The 18,295-nt window shown below is 58.7% G+C and carries 20 protein-coding genes; 11 read left to right on the top strand and 9 right to left on the bottom strand.

What is annotated here, in order from left to right:
• Positions 1–72: 72 nt before the first annotated feature.
• The 5 genes from lspA to G6L01_RS00080 all read right to left on the bottom strand — a co-directional run bounded on the left by lspA (position 73) and on the right by G6L01_RS00080 (position 3,873).
• Positions 73–564, bottom strand: a complete 492-nt coding sequence (gene lspA, locus G6L01_RS00100; RefSeq protein WP_070163752.1) for a signal peptidase II — start codon at positions 562–564, stop codon at positions 73–75.
• Complete coding sequence (locus G6L01_RS00095; RefSeq protein ID WP_070163753.1) at positions 561–1,445, bottom strand: TrmH family RNA methyltransferase; 885 nt, start codon at positions 1,443–1,445, stop codon at positions 561–563. The genes lspA and G6L01_RS00095 overlap by 4 nt, the downstream gene beginning before the upstream one ends.
• Positions 1,442–2,659, bottom strand: a complete 1,218-nt coding sequence (locus tag G6L01_RS00090) for a class I SAM-dependent methyltransferase (RefSeq protein WP_070163755.1) — start codon at positions 2,657–2,659, stop codon at positions 1,442–1,444. The genes G6L01_RS00095 and G6L01_RS00090 overlap by 4 nt, the downstream gene beginning before the upstream one ends.
• Before the next feature lie 317 nt (positions 2,660–2,976).
• The gene (locus tag G6L01_RS00085) at positions 2,977–3,324 is read right to left on the bottom strand and encodes a LapA family protein (RefSeq protein WP_041697404.1); all 348 of its coding nucleotides are present in this window, start codon (positions 3,322–3,324) and stop codon (positions 2,977–2,979) included.
• Positions 3,325–3,561: 237 nt separating this feature from the next.
• The gene (locus G6L01_RS00080) at positions 3,562–3,873 is read right to left on the bottom strand and encodes an integration host factor subunit beta (RefSeq protein WP_012654814.1); all 312 of its coding nucleotides are present in this window, start codon (positions 3,871–3,873) and stop codon (positions 3,562–3,564) included.
• Between the two features lie 467 nt (positions 3,874–4,340).
• On the opposite strand from G6L01_RS00080, the gene lptC reads away from it, so the two are divergent.
• From lptC to ptsN, 6 genes are all read left to right on the top strand, one after another.
• Entirely contained in the window at positions 4,341–5,006 is a 666-nt protein-coding gene (gene lptC, locus G6L01_RS00075) for an LPS export ABC transporter periplasmic protein LptC (protein ID WP_070164032.1), read from the top strand.
• A 9-nt stretch (positions 5,007–5,015) separates the two neighbouring features.
• Positions 5,016–5,579, top strand: coding sequence for an LptA/OstA family protein (locus tag G6L01_RS00070; RefSeq protein ID WP_060719642.1), 564 nt, complete (start codon positions 5,016–5,018; stop codon positions 5,577–5,579).
• Positions 5,580–5,608: 29 nt separating this feature from the next.
• Positions 5,609–6,400, top strand: coding sequence for an LPS export ABC transporter ATP-binding protein (gene lptB / locus G6L01_RS00065; RefSeq protein ID WP_139190170.1), 792 nt, complete (start codon positions 5,609–5,611; stop codon positions 6,398–6,400).
• Positions 6,401–6,608: 208 nt separating this feature from the next.
• Positions 6,609–8,198, top strand: a complete 1,590-nt coding sequence (gene rpoN, locus G6L01_RS00060) for an RNA polymerase factor sigma-54 (RefSeq protein WP_070163759.1) — start codon at positions 6,609–6,611, stop codon at positions 8,196–8,198.
• Positions 8,199–8,532: 334 nt separating this feature from the next.
• On the top strand, positions 8,533–9,099 hold the full coding sequence (gene hpf / locus G6L01_RS00055; RefSeq protein WP_070163761.1) for a ribosome hibernation-promoting factor, HPF/YfiA family: 567 nt from the start codon (positions 8,533–8,535) through the stop codon (positions 9,097–9,099).
• A 72-nt stretch (positions 9,100–9,171) separates the two neighbouring features.
• Entirely contained in the window at positions 9,172–9,636 is a 465-nt protein-coding gene (ptsN, locus tag G6L01_RS00050; protein WP_012654808.1) for a PTS IIA-like nitrogen regulatory protein PtsN, read from the top strand.
• Positions 9,637–9,722: 86 nt separating this feature from the next.
• Here ptsN and grpE read toward each other — a convergent pair whose 3' ends face one another.
• Together grpE and hrcA are read right to left on the bottom strand one after the other, a co-directional pair.
• The gene (gene grpE / locus G6L01_RS00045; RefSeq protein ID WP_070163763.1) at positions 9,723–10,349 is read right to left on the bottom strand and encodes a nucleotide exchange factor GrpE; all 627 of its coding nucleotides are present in this window, start codon (positions 10,347–10,349) and stop codon (positions 9,723–9,725) included.
• A 99-nt stretch (positions 10,350–10,448) separates the two neighbouring features.
• Positions 10,449–11,531, bottom strand: coding sequence for a heat-inducible transcriptional repressor HrcA (hrcA, locus tag G6L01_RS00040; RefSeq protein WP_070164033.1), 1,083 nt, complete (start codon positions 11,529–11,531; stop codon positions 10,449–10,451).
• Between the two features lie 288 nt (positions 11,532–11,819).
• Between hrcA and rph the strand changes: the two genes are divergently transcribed.
• From rph to G6L01_RS00015, 5 genes are read left to right on the top strand one after another with little or no spacing between them, the layout of a single operon-like run.
• The gene (rph, locus tag G6L01_RS00035) at positions 11,820–12,539 is read left to right on the top strand and encodes a ribonuclease PH (protein ID WP_060719646.1); all 720 of its coding nucleotides are present in this window, start codon (positions 11,820–11,822) and stop codon (positions 12,537–12,539) included.
• Positions 12,540–12,552: 13 nt separating this feature from the next.
• On the top strand, positions 12,553–12,969 hold the full coding sequence (locus G6L01_RS00030; RefSeq protein ID WP_070164035.1) for a VOC family protein: 417 nt from the start codon (positions 12,553–12,555) through the stop codon (positions 12,967–12,969).
• A 9-nt stretch (positions 12,970–12,978) separates the two neighbouring features.
• The gene (gene rdgB / locus G6L01_RS00025; RefSeq protein WP_070164034.1) at positions 12,979–13,623 is read left to right on the top strand and encodes an RdgB/HAM1 family non-canonical purine NTP pyrophosphatase; all 645 of its coding nucleotides are present in this window, start codon (positions 12,979–12,981) and stop codon (positions 13,621–13,623) included.
• Positions 13,624–13,629: 6 nt separating this feature from the next.
• The gene (gene hemW / locus G6L01_RS00020) at positions 13,630–14,811 is read left to right on the top strand and encodes a radical SAM family heme chaperone HemW (RefSeq protein ID WP_070163765.1); all 1,182 of its coding nucleotides are present in this window, start codon (positions 13,630–13,632) and stop codon (positions 14,809–14,811) included.
• Between the two features lie 40 nt (positions 14,812–14,851).
• Positions 14,852–15,592, top strand: coding sequence for a class I SAM-dependent methyltransferase (locus G6L01_RS00015; protein ID WP_070163767.1), 741 nt, complete (start codon positions 14,852–14,854; stop codon positions 15,590–15,592).
• A gap of 19 nt (positions 15,593–15,611) precedes the next feature.
• Here the strand turns inward: G6L01_RS00015 and G6L01_RS00010 are convergent, their stop codons facing one another.
• Positions 15,612–16,529 (bottom strand): DMT family transporter, encoded by a 918-nt coding sequence (locus tag G6L01_RS00010; RefSeq protein WP_234892399.1) that lies wholly within the window; start codon positions 16,527–16,529, stop codon positions 15,612–15,614.
• A gap of 191 nt (positions 16,530–16,720) precedes the next feature.
• Entirely contained in the window at positions 16,721–18,295 is a 1,575-nt protein-coding gene (gene dnaA / locus G6L01_RS00005) for a chromosomal replication initiator protein DnaA (protein WP_081343967.1), read from the bottom strand.

Raw genomic sequence — 18,295 nt, 5'->3', positions numbered from 1 at the left:
TCATGCCATGCTACACCTTTTGTGGAAAATTTCCATCACTAGTTCGTCGTGGTCGAGCGGGAAATTTCGCCTCTACCCTTTTGAGCGGCGCAGAACCAGCAGTTCTTCCAGCAGGATGAAGCCGGCCCCGATCGTAATCAGGCTATCGGCCAGGTTGAAGACCGCAAACGACCATGTCTCAGTATGAAACAGAATATAGTCCACCACATAGCCGTAAGTGAAGCGGTCGATGATGTTACCGAAAGCGCCGGCAATGATCAGGCAATAACCCAGATGCGCAAACTGGTGATCGCGGCTGGTCTGACGCCAGAGCCAGGCGACAAAAGCGACGATGGCAAGCCGCATGACGACGATGACCCAGGCATCGAGATGTGAAAGCATGGAAAAGGCCACGCCGAGATTGTGGGTGCGAAACAGGCCAAGCATCGGCACAACAGGCACGAGTTCATGCATGGGCAAGCTGACCTCAACCGCATATTTGATCGCCTGGTCCAGGATCAGCAGCGCCAGAATGAACAGGATTGCCGGAACCGGGCGACAAAACAATGCAGCGGAACGGGTCATTTGGCCTCGTCGAGGGTGAGAAGATGGCGCCGGGCTTCAAACAGCATGACGCCGGTCGCTACAGCGAGATTGAGGGAATCGGCCAATCCAGCCTGAGGGATGCGCGCCAGCATGTCGGCCCGGCTGGCCAATTCTTCCGGCAGGCCCGATTGCTCGTTGCCCATCAGCACCACGACAGGGCGGCGTTTGTAATCCACGGTGCGGTAATCCACCGCGCCGGCCAAATGGGTGGCGACGACGCTGACACCAGCTTTCGACTTCCAACCGAGAAAATCGGCAACCGTGGTCTTGACCAGCGGTAGCGCGAAAATCGAACCCATCGTGGCGCGCACCGTTTCCATGGCAAAGGGATCGGTGCTGTCGCCAATCAGCATGACGCCAGAGGCGCCCGCCGCATCGGCGGTGCGGATAATCGTGCCGAGATTGCCGGGATCGCGCACCCGGTCGAGCGCCACCCAGGTTTCCCCCTCTGTCAGGCTGACATCCTTCAGCGCCTTCCAGCGCTGGTCGAACACACCCGCCACCATTTGCGGATTGTCCTTGCGAGTAATGGAGGCCATGACCTTTTCGCTGACCTCAAGCACCATGCCGCCATGGGCGACAGTGCGCGCCGCGATCCGTTCCACCTGGGGCTTGCCCTTGGCTGCCTTGGAATAGATCAGGTAGCGCAGGCTCCAGCCCAGTTCCACCGCATCGATCACCAGCTTCAGGCCTTCGGCCAGAAACGTCCGTGTCTCGTCGCGGGTCTTTTTCTGGGAAAGCGCCTTGATATCCTTGACGATCGGGTTGGCGAGGCTGGTGACTTCCTTCACCTGCCCGACCTTGCCCTGCATCCCCTTATCGGCGAAGCTGCTGGCGCCGTCCTTGAAACCGTTGCTCATTTTGGAACCCATCTGCTGAACAGCGATGTGGACAAGGCCCGTCCAGGTGTCTTGCCATCCAGCCCTGCCTCGCGCAGGACCAGTTCGCCGGACTCGACCAGACCGCCCTTGCCGCGCATGGTCTCCCGCATCAATTCATGGATAGCGTAGAAGCTGGCGCGGATTGAATAGGCCGTCAGCACCAGGCCTTCGGCCTTCGGCGACAGGATTTCCCGGCACAGCGACAGCATCAGCGGCAGATGTTCGAACAGATGCCAGACCTCGCCGTTCGGACCACGGCCAAATTTTGGCGGGTCGGTGAGGATGATGTCATACTGGCTGCCGCGCCGCTCTTCCCGTTGGATAAACTTCATGGCATCGTCGCAGATCCATCGGATCGGAGCGCGGTCGAGCCGGCTGAGCGTCTGGTTTTCCCGCGCCCAACCGATTGCTTTCTTCGATGCATCCACATGGGTGACTTCGGCACCAGCCGCCGCCGCAACCAGCGAGGCGACGCCGGTATAGCCGAAAAGATTGAGCACCCTCAAAGGCCGCTCTGCGTTCGCAATCCTGGCTTTCTCAACCCGGTCTTTCATCCAGGTCCAATGGGCGATCTGTTCGGGAAAGACGCCGACATGGCGGAAAGACGTGAAGCGCCCGAGAAAATCGACGCCCAGCAGCGACAATGGCCAGGTTTCGCCCAGCGCCTCGCGCGGAAAGCGCCAGCGGCCCATGCCATCCTCGTCGGTATCGCCGGAGAACACCGCATCGGCTTTTTCCCAAACATGCGGAGCGAGGCCCGGCGGCCACAGGGCCTGTGCTTCGGGGCGAACAATCCGATAGGGGCCGTATTGTTCGAGTTTCAGACCATGGCCACTGTCAATCAGATGAAAATCGCCAGCCCCCATCGATTCCAGAATGAGCGGCAGGTTCTCGCGGGGCATCGGGCCTGGGCGAAGCGCCAACGGCGCATTGGCGGGTACTGCCGCATCCTGCACAGGATCTTTTTCCATGCGGGGCGATGGTGCAGAAACCCTTGCCGTTTCCCGAGCATCCGTTCCCGGCTGATTGCGCACCGGCTTTTGCCCAGTACCACGATAAGGGCTTCCCCCATTGCGATCGGGGTGAGACTTGGCTGGGAGAGATGCGGCGGGGCGAGACGAGGAACGCCCCTTGCCGGCGGAAGCCGTGCCGGGAGCACTCTTGCTGGGTGGTCGGCGGGATTTGTCTTTCACAATCGGCTCGGCTTTCCGATGACAGCGCCCTGCCCCCACGACGAGCCTGGAATTGCTCGCGCGGTTCTATGGTAACGCTTCATAACGACGTCATGGTCTCCTGGCCGTCTCCGGTTCAGGCGTGGTATTGGCTCTAGCCATAATTCCTCACATCGGTCCGATGTAAGGAATTATGCAGTCAGTTGCCCGCGCAAATTATGCTCGACATCGAAAACATAAATCCTGCGCGGCAAAGGCTGCGGGCCTTTATCATTCAAACGGCGCGGAGAAAAGGGTGGTGAGCAGGTAAAGCTCCAGCAGCCATTAGAACTCTAGCGTCAAGGCGATGGCAACTGGCTCACGTGACCGGATGCCGCAATCTGCTCGGCTCGCTTCTTCTGCTGATCGGCCTCGCCACGCCATTTTACCGCAGCACGCGCCTCATGCCGGGCGCGTTTGCGGTGCTTGCCCTGGGTCAGCCAGGTGGCAAAGCTGCCTGCCAAAGCGCCAAGCAAAAAAGTGATCAGCAGGAAGACAAAGAAGGGCGCGCCAGCCGACAGCATCTGGTCATCAGGGCGGAATGGATTAAGCGCCAGCGTCACCCATTGCCGATTGGCAACGCACAGCACGATCAGCACCACCGCCAGCGGCACCAGAATGACGATATTGAAAATCTTTTTGACCACCATCACGCATCTCCTGCCGGATCTTGCCGCCGCCGGGTTTTATCGTTGCCGATTACTGTCATCACGACGAAAAACCGACAACCCTGCAACTCACAGTCCAACGGCCTCTTCACCACGAATTGCGTCATCATATGGAAAGGGGCCGGGCTCATGCAAGGCCGGCCCGGATAATTCGCCCGATATCATTTGCAGCGTCACGACACGCCGGAATGCAACGCCGAACGGCTGAAGATCCGATCAGTCGGCGTCGCCGTCATCCTCGTCGTCCATGCCGGGATTGAGGCGCTCGCGCAACTCCTTGCCGGTCTTGAAAAACGGCACCCATTTTTCCTCGACGAAAACCGTATCACCCGTACGAGGATTGCGTCCGGTCCGCGAGGGGCGGTTTTTCACCGAAAAAGCGCCGAAGCCACGCAATTCGACACGATTGCCGGACGCGAGCGCATCGGTGATTTCATCCAGAACGGCGTTGACGATGTTTTCCACGTCGCGGTGATAAAGATGCGGATTGCGGGCCGCAACGATTTGCACCAGCTCGGATTTGATCACGTTAACCCCCTGTTCGGTCTAGACAGTTCACTGAAAATCAGTTCGCGGGGCCCAGCCCGCCTTAAAAGCGGCAGAGCAACGACCGCCAGCTTGTTCGGGTGTAAAACACCATAAAAAATTGGATTAATCAATCGCTTAAGCCCACATGTCGCTGACGATTTCATATCCCCGGCCCAATGTGAGCCAATTCGGATTGTAAAATCGTCGAACGCAACTGAAAAATGACCTACACTCACAGCATCCGGCATGCACGAGACAGATCTCCGCACGGAGATTATTGCGGGTCGAGCATCGGCAAAAGACGAGGGATAGCGCCGCTGTCCCACAAAAAGGCGCAGGCGGAAAGCTTGTAAGAGACTTGAAAAAATCCATATTTCGAGCCAGTAACTGTATTGAATGGTAGCTGGAAGCGGTTCACCCGGCAGACGGGTGACAAAATAACCGATCGGCTCTACGGATTATCGAGCATGCTCAAGCGTTTAGATAAAGGTGCCCTAGAGCCGCGCCCACCTGCCCCCGACACCTCCTATCGCAAGGCGGTCGGCCACTCGCATCGCGTCAGGCGGCTGCGTATCGCCTTGCCGGCTTTGGCTGTCGTGCTCTCGCTCGGCTTTGTTGCTGTCTCCGTCGTCAGGGCCTATCTGCCTGACAATATCAAGATCGAGGGCGCCAAGATCGAGGATGGCAAGGTGGTCATGGCCAAGCCGGCCATATCCGGGCGCAATTCCAATGGTGCGCCCTATTCGATGAATGCCGTGCGAGCACTGCAAGATATCAAGAACCCCAACCTCATCACCCTGGAAACGATTACCGCGACCATGCCGGTCAATGATGACACCTCCGCCGATATCAAGGCACAAAGGGGCACCTATGACCGCTCTTCCGACAAGATGGTGCTGGACAGGCCCTTCACGATCCACCTCTCCAGCGGCGTGGACGCAGAGTTTCAATCCGCCGATCTTGACGTGAAAGCGGGAAAGCTTAAGACAAATCAACCGGTCTCCATCAAGACGAAAGATTCATCAATCGTTGCACAGTCGATGGATATGACCGATAAGGGACAGACAATCACGCTGACGGGCGCGGTCCGATTGAATATCGCACCGACCGCCCTGCAGAAACCGGGCAACTGAGAACAGATCATGACGCAAAGCCACCGTCGCCTTTCCTTCCGCGTTGCTTGCGCCACGCTGACCGCAGGCCTTGTCGCGACCGCAGCCGCAACCGGCGCGTTTGCCCAGTCCGCCACCAGCAACATGAACAGCCTGAAACTGTCCGGCGACAAGCCGATCCAGATCGAAAGCGATGCATTGGAAGTGCATCAGCAAGAGAACAAAGCCAATTTCAACGGCAATGTGAAGGTGGTTCAGGGAACCACCACGATGCGTTCCGGCACGATGGTGGTGAAATATAAGGGCCAGGGCGCGGCGGTGACCAGCGGCGACGCCAAGATCGATACGATCGATGTGGCCGACAATGTCGTGCTCAATACCGAAACCCAGCAGGCCACGGCCGACAGGGGCCATTTCGACATGAACACCCAGATCTTCACGCTTGATGGCGACAAGGTCGTTCTGTCGGAAGGCGGCAATGTGTTCGTCGGCTGCAAGCTCACCGTCCACATGACGACGGGCGAAGCCAAGCTCGACAGCTGTGGCAAGCGCGTGCAAATCCAGCTGGATCCCAAGTCCAAGCAGAAACCCTGATTGCGAACGCAAACGTGAAAGTTCCCGGTTTGACATCCAAGCATCAGGACGCGAGCGCCGCCGCGCCATCAGACGCAGTGCGCGAGAAGAACAGGTACGAAGGTACGCTGATCGCCCATGGGCTGACGAAAACCTATAATACCCGCCGCGTGGTCAATGGCGCTTCGCTCGTCGTGCGCAGGGGGGAGGCTGTCGGCCTTCTGGGTCCCAATGGCGCTGGCAAGACCACCTGTTTCTACATGATTACCGGCCTCGTGCCGGTCGACATGGGCACGATCGCCATCAACGGCAATGACGTGACCTCGATGCCAATGTACCGCCGCTCCCGGCTGGGTGTCGGCTATCTGCCGCAGGAAGCCTCGATTTTCCGGGGCCTTTCGGTCGAGGACAATATCCGCGCCGTTCTGGAACTGCATGAGAGCGACAAGACCAAGCGCGAGCAGAAACTGAACGAGCTTCTCGCCGAATTCAACATCGAGAAACTGCGCAAAGCCGCAGCCGTCTCCTTGTCGGGTGGCGAACGGCGGCGCCTGGAAATCGCCCGGGCGCTGGCAACCGACCCGACCTTCATGCTGCTGGATGAGCCTTTCGCCGGCGTCGATCCGATCTCCGTGTCTGATATCCAGAACCTCGTGCGGCATCTGACGGCACGCGGTATCGGCGTGCTGATCACCGATCATAACGTCCGCGAAACGCTGGGCCTGATCGACCGCGCCTATATCATCCATGCAGGTGAAGTGTTGACGCATGGACGGGCCGACGACATCGTCAACAATCCCGATGTGCGGCGCCTCTATCTTGGCGAGAAATTCAGCCTCTAACACGCGCAATTCGATGGGATGCTGTAGTGAAAACGGCATCTGTGCCGCAAAGAGCCTGGCGTTTTCAGGTTATTTGCGTCGGAAGCCCCTCTGCGGCTTGACCAAACCTTATAAAAAAGCAATTTTTGGGCCACTTGGAACTTCGGAAAATCCAAAACAGGAACAAAAGGGGTCCGAGAGGGAATAGTAGGGGAGTTTTTCGTCCGCCATGGCCCTATCAGCCAATCTTTTCCTTCGCCAAAACCAGTCGCTGGTGATGACGCCGCAGCTGATGCAATCGATTCAGCTGCTCCAAATGACCCATTTCGAGCTTGTGCAATTCATTGCGCAAGAGGTCGAGAAGAATCCACTGCTTGAATTTGCGCCAAATGACGAAGGAACAGGCAGCAGCGAGCTAGGCACGGATAGCGAAGCCCCGCCAGCACCAGCCTCCTCCGATACATTGCAGAGTGACTGGTATGAACATGGTGGCGATGGCGATCTGAACGAGCGTCTGGACGCCAATTTCGGCACGGCCTTTTCCGATGATGGCGCCAACCCGAAGACCGATGCACCCGAAATGCTTGGCCAGTGGAAATCGATGCCCGGCGCCCAGGGAGATGGCGAGGGCTATGACCTGGACGATTTCGTCGCTGGTAAGGTCTCGCTGCGCGACCACCTCGGCCAGCAATTGCCTTTCGTCCTCTCTTCCGCATCGGATCGGATGATTGCGCTGGCCCTGATCGACCAGTTGGACGAGGCCGGATATCTGCGTGCCGACATGGATGAGGTCGCCACCCAGATGGGGGCGTCCCAAGACGATATGGAACGGATCCTGGCAGCCCTTCAGACCATGGAGCCCGCTGGCCTGTTTGCACGCAATCTTGGCGAATGCCTGGCCATTCAACTGCGCCAGCGCGACCGGCTGGATCCAGCCATGGCCGCATTGATCGACAATCTGGATTATCTGGCCAAGCGTGATTTTGCCAGCTTGAAGCGGTTATGCGGCGTGGATGAGGAAGACCTGCTCGACATGCTGGCCGAAATCCGCAAGCTCAATCCCAAGCCGGGCGCCGGTTTCGAAACCGATGCACTGGAAACAGTCGTGCCCGATATTCTGGTGGCGCCCTCGCTCGAAGGTGGCTGGCTGGTGGAATTGAACGCGGAAACCCTGCCGCGCGTGCTGGTCAACAATGCCTATTTCACAGAGATCCGCCGCAGCAGCCTGCGGGAAGGCGCCATGAAGAATGCCAATGGCCAAAGTGGCAATGGCAAAACCGGCCAGAGCAAGGCCGAGGGCGAGCAGGCTTTCTTGACGGATTGCCTGCAAACCGCCAATTGGCTGACCCGCAGCCTCGACCAGCGCGCCAAGACCATCATGAAGGTGGCAACCGAAATCATACGCCAGCAGGACGCCTTCCTGCGCCATGGCGTCGATCATCTCCGTCCGCTGAACCTGAAGACCGTGGCCGACGCGATCAAGATGCACGAATCCACCGTCAGCCGCGTCACATCCAACAAATATATGCTGACACCGCGTGGACTGTTTGAGCTGAAATATTTCTTCAGCGTCTCCATCGGCTCGGCAGAGGGCGGCGACAGCCATTCGGCTGAGGCGGTTCGTCATCGTATCCGCATGTTGATTGCCCAGGAGAGCCCGGACAATATCCTCTCAGACGACGATATTGTCGAAAGCCTGAAAAACGGCGGTGTCGAGCTTGCCCGCCGCACGGTTGCCAAATATCGCGAAGCGATGAACATCGCCTCCTCCGTCCAGAGGCGTCGGGAAAAGCGCGCCCTGGCGCGGAATGCGAGCTGATATCAGCTCTTTGCAATAATCCTTAACAAAACATTGACATTGGCGCCCGCGCCAATTAGAGGATACCGCCAAAACACGGGAACGATTTTGGGATAGTGACATGTACAAAATCAGAGACTTAGTCTTATCCTGCACGATTTTTTCACCCCAGTCCGCCCTTGACATGCGGGTTGTTCCAGGCCTGAACGGACAGACTCTCCGCTTTGGCCCGGCCCGATAGGATAAATTGCCCCGGCATATGGTCGAGCTTTTATCTTGGACTATGGAAACGCTTGGATGCGCCCCGCGCTTGGCGTAAACTCCCCCTGCAAATCACGATAAGAAGGGAAACTCCATGAGTGTACGCGTAACCGGCAAACATATGGAAATCGGCGAATCTTTCCGGCAACGGATAGAAGTCCAGATCACTGACGCCGTAAGCAAATACTTTGACGGAGGGTATTCCAGTCAGGTCACGGTGACAAAATCAGCCTCGCGGTTTTCCGCAGACTGCGCCCTGCATCTCGATACCGGTATCAACCTGCATGCAACCGGCACTGCCGTCGACCCGCAAGTCGCCTTCGACACCGCTGCAGAGCGGATCGAAAAGCGCCTGCGGCGCTACAAGCGCAAGCTGAAGGACCATCACGTCCCGGCCAATAATATCGAAATTGGCTATACGGTCATGGACCCGGTTTCAGAAGACGATGAGGATGTGCCGGAGGATTTCGCCCCGACCATCGTGGCCGAAAGCACCAAGAAGGTCAAAACCATGTCCGTGGCCACCGCTGTCATGGCGCTGGATATGACGGATGAGCCCATTGTGCTGTTCCGCAGCCCTGGCAAGGACGAGCTGAACATTGTCTATCGCCGCAATGACGGTAATATTGGTTGGATAGATTCCGCCGCAATCAAGGGCTGACACGCCCTCGGAAAGCGGTGGCCGACCACCGCTTTCCCCTTCATGTGTCGGCGGGTATAAGGATTTTTCGAAATGGCCTTGGCAGATTTGCTACAGCAAGATGCGATATTGCCCGTCCTCAGGGTCAATTCCAAGAAACAACTTCTCCAGGAACTGGCTGCCAAAGCCTCAAAACTGATCGGTATTCCCGAACGGGAAATCTTTGACGTCATTTTGCAACGGGAAAAGCTCGGTTCTACCGGCGTCGGCAATGGCATTGCCATTCCTCATGGCAAGCTGACCAGCATTTCCACCATTCAAGGCGTCTTCGCCCGTCTGGAAACGCCAATCGATTTTGAAGCACTGGACGAGCAGCCCGTGGATCTGGTCTTCCTGCTTCTGGCGCCCGAAGGGGCCGGTGCCGATCATCTGAAAGCCTTATCACGCATTGCCCGCGTGCTTCGCGATCAGGACCTGGTTGCCAAGCTGCGCGCCAGCGATAGCGCCACCGCCATCTATACATTCCTGAACCAGGACCAGGCCTCGAACGCAGCCTGACCGCTTTCTATTTAACGTATGGTATTACGCAAAAAGCGCCGCGCATCACTGCGCAGCGCTTTTTCTTTTTCCAGTAAAAGAAAGGGTCAGGCCTTGCTTTCCGCATCGGAAGCCTGCGCCGCCTCTGCCTTAGGGCCACCCTTGGCAACGCCAACCATAGCCGGACGCAGGACCCGGTCGCCAATGGTGTAGCCGGGCTGCACGACCTGCACGACCGTATTGTTGGGAACTTGCGGATTGGGGATCTCGAACATCGCCTGATGGAAGTTCGGATCGAATTTCTGACCTTCCGGCTCGATCTTGCGGACACCATGGCGCTCGAGCGTCGACAACATCGCCCGCTCGGTCATCTCGACACCTTCGATCAAGGCCGTCAGGCCGGCTTGCGCCTCCTCCTTGGCTTCATCAGGGACAGCGTCGATGGCGCGTCGCAGATTGTCGGACACGGCCAGCATGTCACGGGCAAAAGCGGTTACCGCATAGGACTTGGCGTCCTTGACATCGCGCTCGGTGCGGCGGCGCAGGTTGTCCATTTCAGCCGCCAGACGCAGGAAGCGATCACGCAACTCTGCATTTTCAGCCTGCAGGGCTGCTGTCGGGTCATTATCCTGCCCGGCATCCTCAGCGGTCGAATTGGTCTCTTCCTGTACCTGGGGTTCAATCTGCGCGTCTGCGGCAGCGTCAGGTCCGTTTTTAGCTGTTTCGTCGGTCATGACGTTCTCCGAAATACTGTTTCTCGTCCGGCCCCGATATCAGGGTTCGGCGGCAAAAAATCAAGGGTAGAGTGATGATCTCATGCGGTGTTGCCAAGGTCAGTGGCCGCTGCGGGTCATCTTGGCCATCACCTGGGCGGTGTAATCCACCATCGGCACGATGCGGGAATAATTGAGGCGGGTCGGACCGATCACGCCGACGGCCCCGACGATCCGGTCGTCGCCGTCGCGGTAGGGCGCGACGATCAGTGACGACCCGGAGAGCGAAAACAACTTGTTCTCCGAACCAATGAAAATTCGAACTCCCGGCCCGCTTTCCGCCAGATTGAGGATCTCGATCAGGCTTTCCTTGCGCTCCAGGTCATCAAACAACAGCCGCAGCCGATCAACATCCTCGACGCCAGCCAGACCTTCCAGCAGATTGGCGCGGCCGCGCACGATCAGCCGGGTCGGCTTGTCGCCCTCGCCACCGGACCAGACCGCCAGCCCACGCTGCACAAGATCCTGCGAGAGGACATCCAGCTCGCTGGCCACCTGATCCTTCAACTGGACGAGCTGGCCACGCACTTCATGCAGCGTCTGGCCGGACAGATGCGCATTGAGGAAATTGGCAGCCTCGGTCAGTTGCGAGGCGGTGATGCCCGCCGGGAGTTCAATGATCCGGTTTTCGACCTGGTTAAACTCGCCGACCAGCACTGCCAGTGCCTTGGTCGGCTCCAGACGGATGAATTCGACATGCTTCAGCACCGGATCAGATTTCGCCGCCACCACCAGGCCCGCACCACGCGACAGGCCAGACAGCATACGGCTGGCTTCGTTGTAGAGCGTCTCCATCGGCTGGTCTTCCGAGGAGCGCATCTGCCGCTCAATCGAGCCGCGCTCCTCCTCCGACAGGCGACCGACCTGCATGAAGGCATCGACGAAGAACCTCAACCCCGTCTGGGTCGGCAAGCGCCCGGCGCTGATATGGGGGGAATAGATCAGACCCAGTTCTTCCAGGTCGCTCATCACATTGCGCACGGAGGCGGGCGACAAAGACATCGGCAGAATGCGCGACAGATTGCGCGAGCCAAGCGGTTCACCGGATTCCAGATAGGTCTCGACGATGCGGCGAAAAATCTCCCTGGATCGCTCATCCAGTGCCATTGACACATCGCCTGCGGTAATTGGGTTTCTCCCCATTTCGCTCATGTTTGCTGCTGCACCTATCCTTAATATAGCTGCTGATTGACCAATCACAACGGCTTTTGGTGAGGAAGCGCCGGTTTGAGCGCACCATACCGGCTTTTCCTTTGCAAAACCGTCAAACCACTCGTAGAAGGCAGCCAGGACGCCACGCAGGGCTGGCATCTTCCGGGCAAATGTCCGGGCCAGACCGGACCAAGACCGGCCCCGGACAGGCATTGAAACAAAAATAAGCGGACAGAGGTTGGCGTGCCAACCAGTGACTGCTCGACCGAGGAGACGGGAATGCGACCTTCAGGCAGAAAAACCGACCAGATGCGCAAGATATCGTTCGAGCGCAATTTTTCCAAACATGCCGAAGGCTCTTGTCTCGTCAAGTTTGGCGATACCCATGTCCTGTGCACGGCAAGCCTTGAAGATCGCACCCCGCCCTGGCTGCGCAATACCGGCAAAGGCTGGGTGACGGCGGAATACGGCATGCTGCCGCGCGCCACTGGCGAGCGGATGAAGCGTGAAGCGTCTTCCGGCAAGCAGAGCGGCCGCACCCAGGAAATTCAGCGGCTGATCGGCCGTTCGCTGCGCGCCGTGGTCGATCTGGAAGCCTTGGGCGAACGGCAGATCTCGCTTGATTGCGACGTGATCCAGGCCGACGGCGGCACGCGCACAGCCTCGATTACCGGCGCATGGATTGCCTTGCACGATTGCCTGAAATGGATGGAATCGCGCAATATCATCAAGGTAGACCGGGTGCTGAAGGATCATGTCGCGGCGATTTCCTGCGGTATTTTCGCCGCCCAGCCGGTCATCGACCTGGATTACCTGGAGGACTCTGCCGCCGAAACCGACGCCAATTTCGTTATGACCGGCACCGGCGGTATTGTCGAAATCCAGGGCACCGCCGAAGGCAAGCCGTTCAGCCAGGAAGAATTCCTGACCCTGCTCGGCCTTGCCCAGACCGGCATTGCCGAATTGGTGGACCTGCAAAAACAGGCGATTGCCGGATAAAGAGAGCATCACCATGGCCACAAGCATTGAAGGCATTCTGGAAACCTCACTGTATGTCGATGATCTCGACGCGGCAGAGCGTTTCTATGCCGGCCTGCTCGGCCTTGAGGTGATCGTCACCCAGCCGGGGCGTCATCTGTTCCTGCGCTGTGGGCCGGGCGTTCTGCTGCTGTTTAATGCAGCGGAAACCGTCAAGCCCGCAGAGCCCGACGCTCTGCCAGTACCAGCCCATGGTGCCGTCGGGCCAGGTCATGCCTGCTTTCGGATGGACGGTGCGGCAATGGATGGCATGGCGTCACGGCTGTTGAGCCATGGCGTCGCCATTGAGGCTGATTTTCTCTGGCCGAATGGTGCGCGTTCGATTTATTTCCGCGACCCAGCGGGCAATAGTCTGGAATGCGCCGAAGCCCGGCTTTGGCAGATTGAATAGGATCGGATGATGCGCAAACTCGAGACCAGAACCATTGTCGTCGCCAGCCACAATGCCGGCAAGATCGCTGAAATTGCCGACCTGATCGGCCCCTTCGGCTTTGCTGCAAAATCGGCCAAGGAACTCGGCTTCATTGAGCCGGACGAAACCGGCACGACATTCGAAGAAAACGCTGCCATCAAGGCACTGGCTTCGGCAAAAGCCTCCGGCCTGCCGGCGCTGTCAGACGATTCCGGTCTGGTCATCGATGCCTTGGATGGCGCGCCGGGCGTCTATACCGCCAATTGGGCCGAACGCGAGGATGGCAGCCGCGATTTCGCTATGGCCATGGAAAAGGTCGAGCATGCCTTGCAGGAAAAAGGCGCGGCAACACTTAAGAGCCGGACGGCTCGTTTTGTCAGCGTGCTTTGTCTGGGCTGGCCCGATGGCCATACCGAGTTTTTCCGAGGTGAAGTGGAAGGTGTGGTCGCCTGGCCGCCCCGCGGCACCTCCGGCTTCGGATACGATCCGATCTTCCAGCCAGAAGGATTTTCGACCACGTTCGGCGAAATGACCTCGGAAGAAAAACACGGCTGGAAGCCGGGCGATGCGCAAGCGTTGTCGCACCGGGCGCGCGCTTTCAAGCTCTTCGTCGAAACCTGCCTGAACGCCTGAGGATTTATGGCCGAGCCAACGTCGCTTCTCCTTCCAGACACCGGCGAACCGGGCTTTGGCATCTATATTCACTGGCCGTTCTGCGCGGCCAAATGCCCCTATTGTGACTTCAACAGCCATGTCCGCCACCAGAAGATCGACCAGCCGCGCTTCACGCAAGCCTTCCTGAAGGAAATGGAGACGATGCGGGCCATGAGCGGCCCCAAGACCGTCACCAGCGTCTTCCTCGGTGGCGGTACGCCCTCACTGATGGACCCGGCCACGGTCGGCGCCATCCTGGATGGAATCGCCCGCTATTGGACCGTGCCGCGCGGCATCGAGATCACCATGGAAGCCAATCCGACCAGTGTGGAGGCGGAGCGGTTTCGCGGCTATCGGTCGGCTGGCGTCAACCGAGTGTCGCTCGGTGTGCAGGCGCTCAACGATGCCGATCTGAAATTTCTGGGCCGGATGCATTCGGTCGAGGATGCACTGAAAGCCGTCCGGCTGGCACGCGAGATTTTCCCGCGCATGTCCTTCGACCTGATCTATGCCCGTCCCAATCAGACGATTGCCGATTGGGATGCCGAACTGAAGCTGGCAATTTCCTATGCGGTTGACCATCTATCGCTCTATCAGCTGACGATCGAGGAAGGCACGCCATTCTTTGGCCTGCACAAGGCTGGCAAGATCATTACCCCGGATGAGGAACATGCGGCCCAGCTCTACGAGGCGACGCAGGAAATCACCGAGCGCGAGGGCCTGCCCGCCTATGAGGTTTCCAACCATGCGCGGCCCGGCGCCGAGAGCCGTCACAACCTGACCTATTGGCGCTATGGCGATTATGCCGGTATTGGCCCTGGCGCCCATGGACGGCTGACACGCGGCCATGAAAAACTGGCGACCGCCACCGAAAAGCACCCGGAAACCTGGCTTTCGGCGGTAGAACAGAACGGCCACGGCATGGTCATCCAGGACGCGCTGGGTTCCGAAGAACAGTCCGACGAATTGCTGCTGATGGGTCTCAGGCTGCGCGAAGGCGTCGATCTCGCCCGCTGGCAGCAATTGTCCGGCCGCGATCCGGACCCGGTCCGCGAACAATTTTTACTGGAACACGGATTTATCGAACGTCTCGGCAATTCCCGGCTGCGCTGCACACCAAAAGGCATGCTGGTTCTGGATGCCGTCGTGGCGGATCTCGCCTGCTGAGCGACCATACACAGACGCAAGGATAGAGGGAGAAGCGTCAATGCCCGTAGATGATGCCTTTGCGCTGCATGACATGGCCGTTTTCTATGACAGCTTCAACATTCATGGCGAAGACGGAGATTTCTACGAGGCCTATCCAAAAACGCCCTGCCGAATTCTCGATATCGGCTGCGGCACAGGCTCGGTGACACTCAGGCTGGCAAGACGCGGCCATCAGGTGACAGGGATCGATCCCGCGCCGGGCATGTTGGCTCTGGCAAAAGCCAAAGACAAGGAAGGGTTGGTGCGCTGGATTGCCGCCAATGCCTTCGATCTCAATCTCGATAGAGAGCAATTCGATCTGATCATCATGACCGGCCATGTCTTTCAGGTCTTTCTCGATGATGAAGAAACCCTTCTGGCACTCACCAATGCCCGTCGCCATCTTGCGCCGGGTGGACAGATGATCATCGAGAGCCGCAATCCGTTGCTGCGCGCTTGGGAAGGATGGACCGAAGCCAAAACCCGCAACACAGCGCAGGTGCCTGGTATCGGCTCTGTCGAGGTTTTCTATCAGGTCGACAGGACCGAAGGGGAGCATGTCACCTTTGACGCGACCTTCACGCTGCTGGAGACCGGTGAACAACGGATCAGTCGCAGTTGCCTGCGTTTCCCTGGTAGCGGCAAGATCGAACAGCTGTTCAAGGCGGCCGGCTTCACGAGCATCGACATGCTCGGCTGGTGGGATGGCCGCAGCTTTGACCCGACCAGCCCGGAAATCATTGCAATCGCCAGCGTCTGAGGCGGGATGGGCCGGATTGTCAGGCGACTGCCCGCCGGCGAAGCCGACGCCATAGCCTGCCATCGATGGCGGCAAGCCCGAGCGCGATCAGGACCATGCCGACCAGATGGCGTGGGGCGACCTGATCTCCCAGCACCAGGGCGCCCAGCAGAATGGCGCTGGGGGGAATGAGGATGGTGACCAGCATCAGGTTGGTGGCACCAGCCGTCGACAATATCCGGAAAAACAGCACATAGCCGACAGCGGTGGACAGCAATGCCAGTCCCACCAGAGCCGCAATGCTGTCGAGACCGGGAACGGGCAAGGTCCAGGGGGCGTCGACTATCAACGTGATCGGCAGGAGCACAACGGTTGCCGCCGTCACCTGGCCCGCGGCGGGCAAGAGGGGAGCCAGACCCATTGCCTTGAAGCGCCGCCCGAAAAGACCGGCAAAGGCATAGGAAATTGCCGCCAGCATCACGGCCAATTCGCCCCAGAGATCAGCACCCAGATGTCCGAGTACGGCGGGACCGATCATAACCGCCACACCCGCAACCCCGATCAGCACACCAGCCAACCGGTTGGCGGTCAGCTTCTCATCGATGGTCAGAAAATGCGCGATGATGACGCCGAACAGCGGCGTCGTTGCGTTGAAAATCGCCGCCAACCCGACCGGAATATGGGTCTGGCCCCAGACGATCAGGGTGAAGGGGATAACATTGTTGAGAAGGCCCATGCCGAGGAAGGCAAGCCAGACCTTGGCGCTGCGCGGAACCGGCTGGCCCGACAGGCGGACGATGATCCACAGCGCCATTGCGGCAAGCGCCACACGGGCGGTGACGATGGTTAGCGGCGGCCAAACCTTTACCAGAATGCCGATAAACAGGAAGGAGCCGCCCCATAGCACTGAAAGCACCAGCAGCATCGCCCATTCCTGGGCACCCATCTGTTTTTGCATAACCGGCCTCTCACCATGTCTCTTTATCGGAGATGGTTATTGCTCTTTTGGAGCAGGGTCGCCACCCGTTTCTTGCGGATTTACAACCCATCCCTCTGCCAATGACAAGAAAACAGCGCCATTCGTCCGTTAAGACAAATGGCGCTGTGATCTACAAAAATCATAGGGGGCCAAGCGAGGCGACGATCCGATTACTCGTTGATCAGGCGGCGCAGTAGCTCGATTTCCTGCGACAATTTCTGGTCGCCGGAGATCAGTTCCTCGATCTTGCGCACGGCATGCAGCACCGTGGTGTGATCGCGGCCACCGAAACGACGGCCGATTTCCGGGAAGGACCGGGGCGTCAGGGTCTTGGACAGATACATGGCGATCTGGCGCGGCTTGACGATGACCCGGGTGCGGCGGTTGGACACCAGTTCCTGGCGCGAGACATTGTAATGGCGGGCAACAACGCGCTGGATGTCCTCGATGCGCACCCGCTTCTGCTCGGCAGCACCGACCAGATGGGCCAACAGCTCATCGACACGCTCAATGGTCATATTGGCTTCGAACGAGCGGCGGAACAGCAGTTGGTTGAACGCGCCTTCCAGATCGCGGCCTGAGCTGGCGACATTGCGTGCGACATGGGCGATGATCTCGGCTGGAATTTCCAGGCTCGGATCTTCTTTCTTGGCCAGCGCCAATCTTGTCTTCAGCATGTCGAGACGCATGTCGTAATCAGGCGCTTCCATCTCGATGGCAACGCCGCCTTGCAGACGCGAGCGAACCCGCTGGTCAAGCGATTCCAGCTCCCACGGCGCCCGGTCGGCGGCGACGACGACCTGCTTGGCGCTGTCGAGCAGCATGTTCAGCAAATGGCAGAATTCATGCTGGATGGTCTTGCCCTGCAGGAACTGCATGTCGTCAATGATCAGCAGGTCGATATTGCGCAGCGAGTCCTTCAAAGTCAGAGCATCGTTGTCGCGGATGGCCGTGGCAAAGCGCCACATAAAATATTCCGCCGTCAGATAGACGACGCGCGGAGCCCGAGGGCTATGGATGGCTGCATTGGCGATCGCCTGGAGCAAATGCGTCTTGCCCAGACCGACCGACGAATGAATGAACAGCGGATTAAAGCGCACCGCACCTGCACCGGCTTCAGCAATGGTCTTGGCGGCGGCAACCGCAACTCGGTTGGACGCGCCTTCGACGAAACCATCGAACGTATAGCGGCTGTCGAGCGGCGATCCGAACAACGGTCCCTGTACGGGAGTGCGCTGCGGCGCTGCGGCATTGGCGATGGCAGGAGCCATCTGGCCAATGCTCTGTGGCACCTGACGCTTCTGGGAAGACGACAGGGAAGGCTCGACGGTCCGCTCTTCGACAATCGGCGCCCGGCTATTGCGGCTGGCGCTGCGCACCAGGATTTCAATCTTCAGGATACTGGCATCTTCCGCCTGGAAAATCGAGGTAATCAGATCGAGGTAACGATTGTTGATCCAGGACTTCAGAAAGGTCGTCGGCACGCTGAGCCGAATAACGCTCTTCGAGGAAGAATGCAGTTTCAACCGGCCGAACCAGCTGGCAAACACATCCGGGCCGACCTGAGCCCGCAGTCGGGCACTGAACCGCTCGAACAGCGCATCGTATCGAACTTCATCGCCTGCCACCGTATCGTCTACCACCGCATTCGGGCCGCCTGTCGCGTCAGGGCTAACGGCCTGATCGATCGTGCGCGCCTCGTCCCCACCGGCTGCCGCACTTGCCGTTACCATCTTCATCTGCAT

The sequence above is a fragment of the Agrobacterium vitis genome (assembly GCF_013337045.2).
Classification (GTDB): Bacteria; Pseudomonadota; Alphaproteobacteria; order Rhizobiales; family Rhizobiaceae; genus Allorhizobium; species Allorhizobium vitis_B.
The sequence above is the reverse complement of the archived record's forward strand: the minus strand, read 5'-3'. Positions and strand labels throughout refer to the sequence as shown.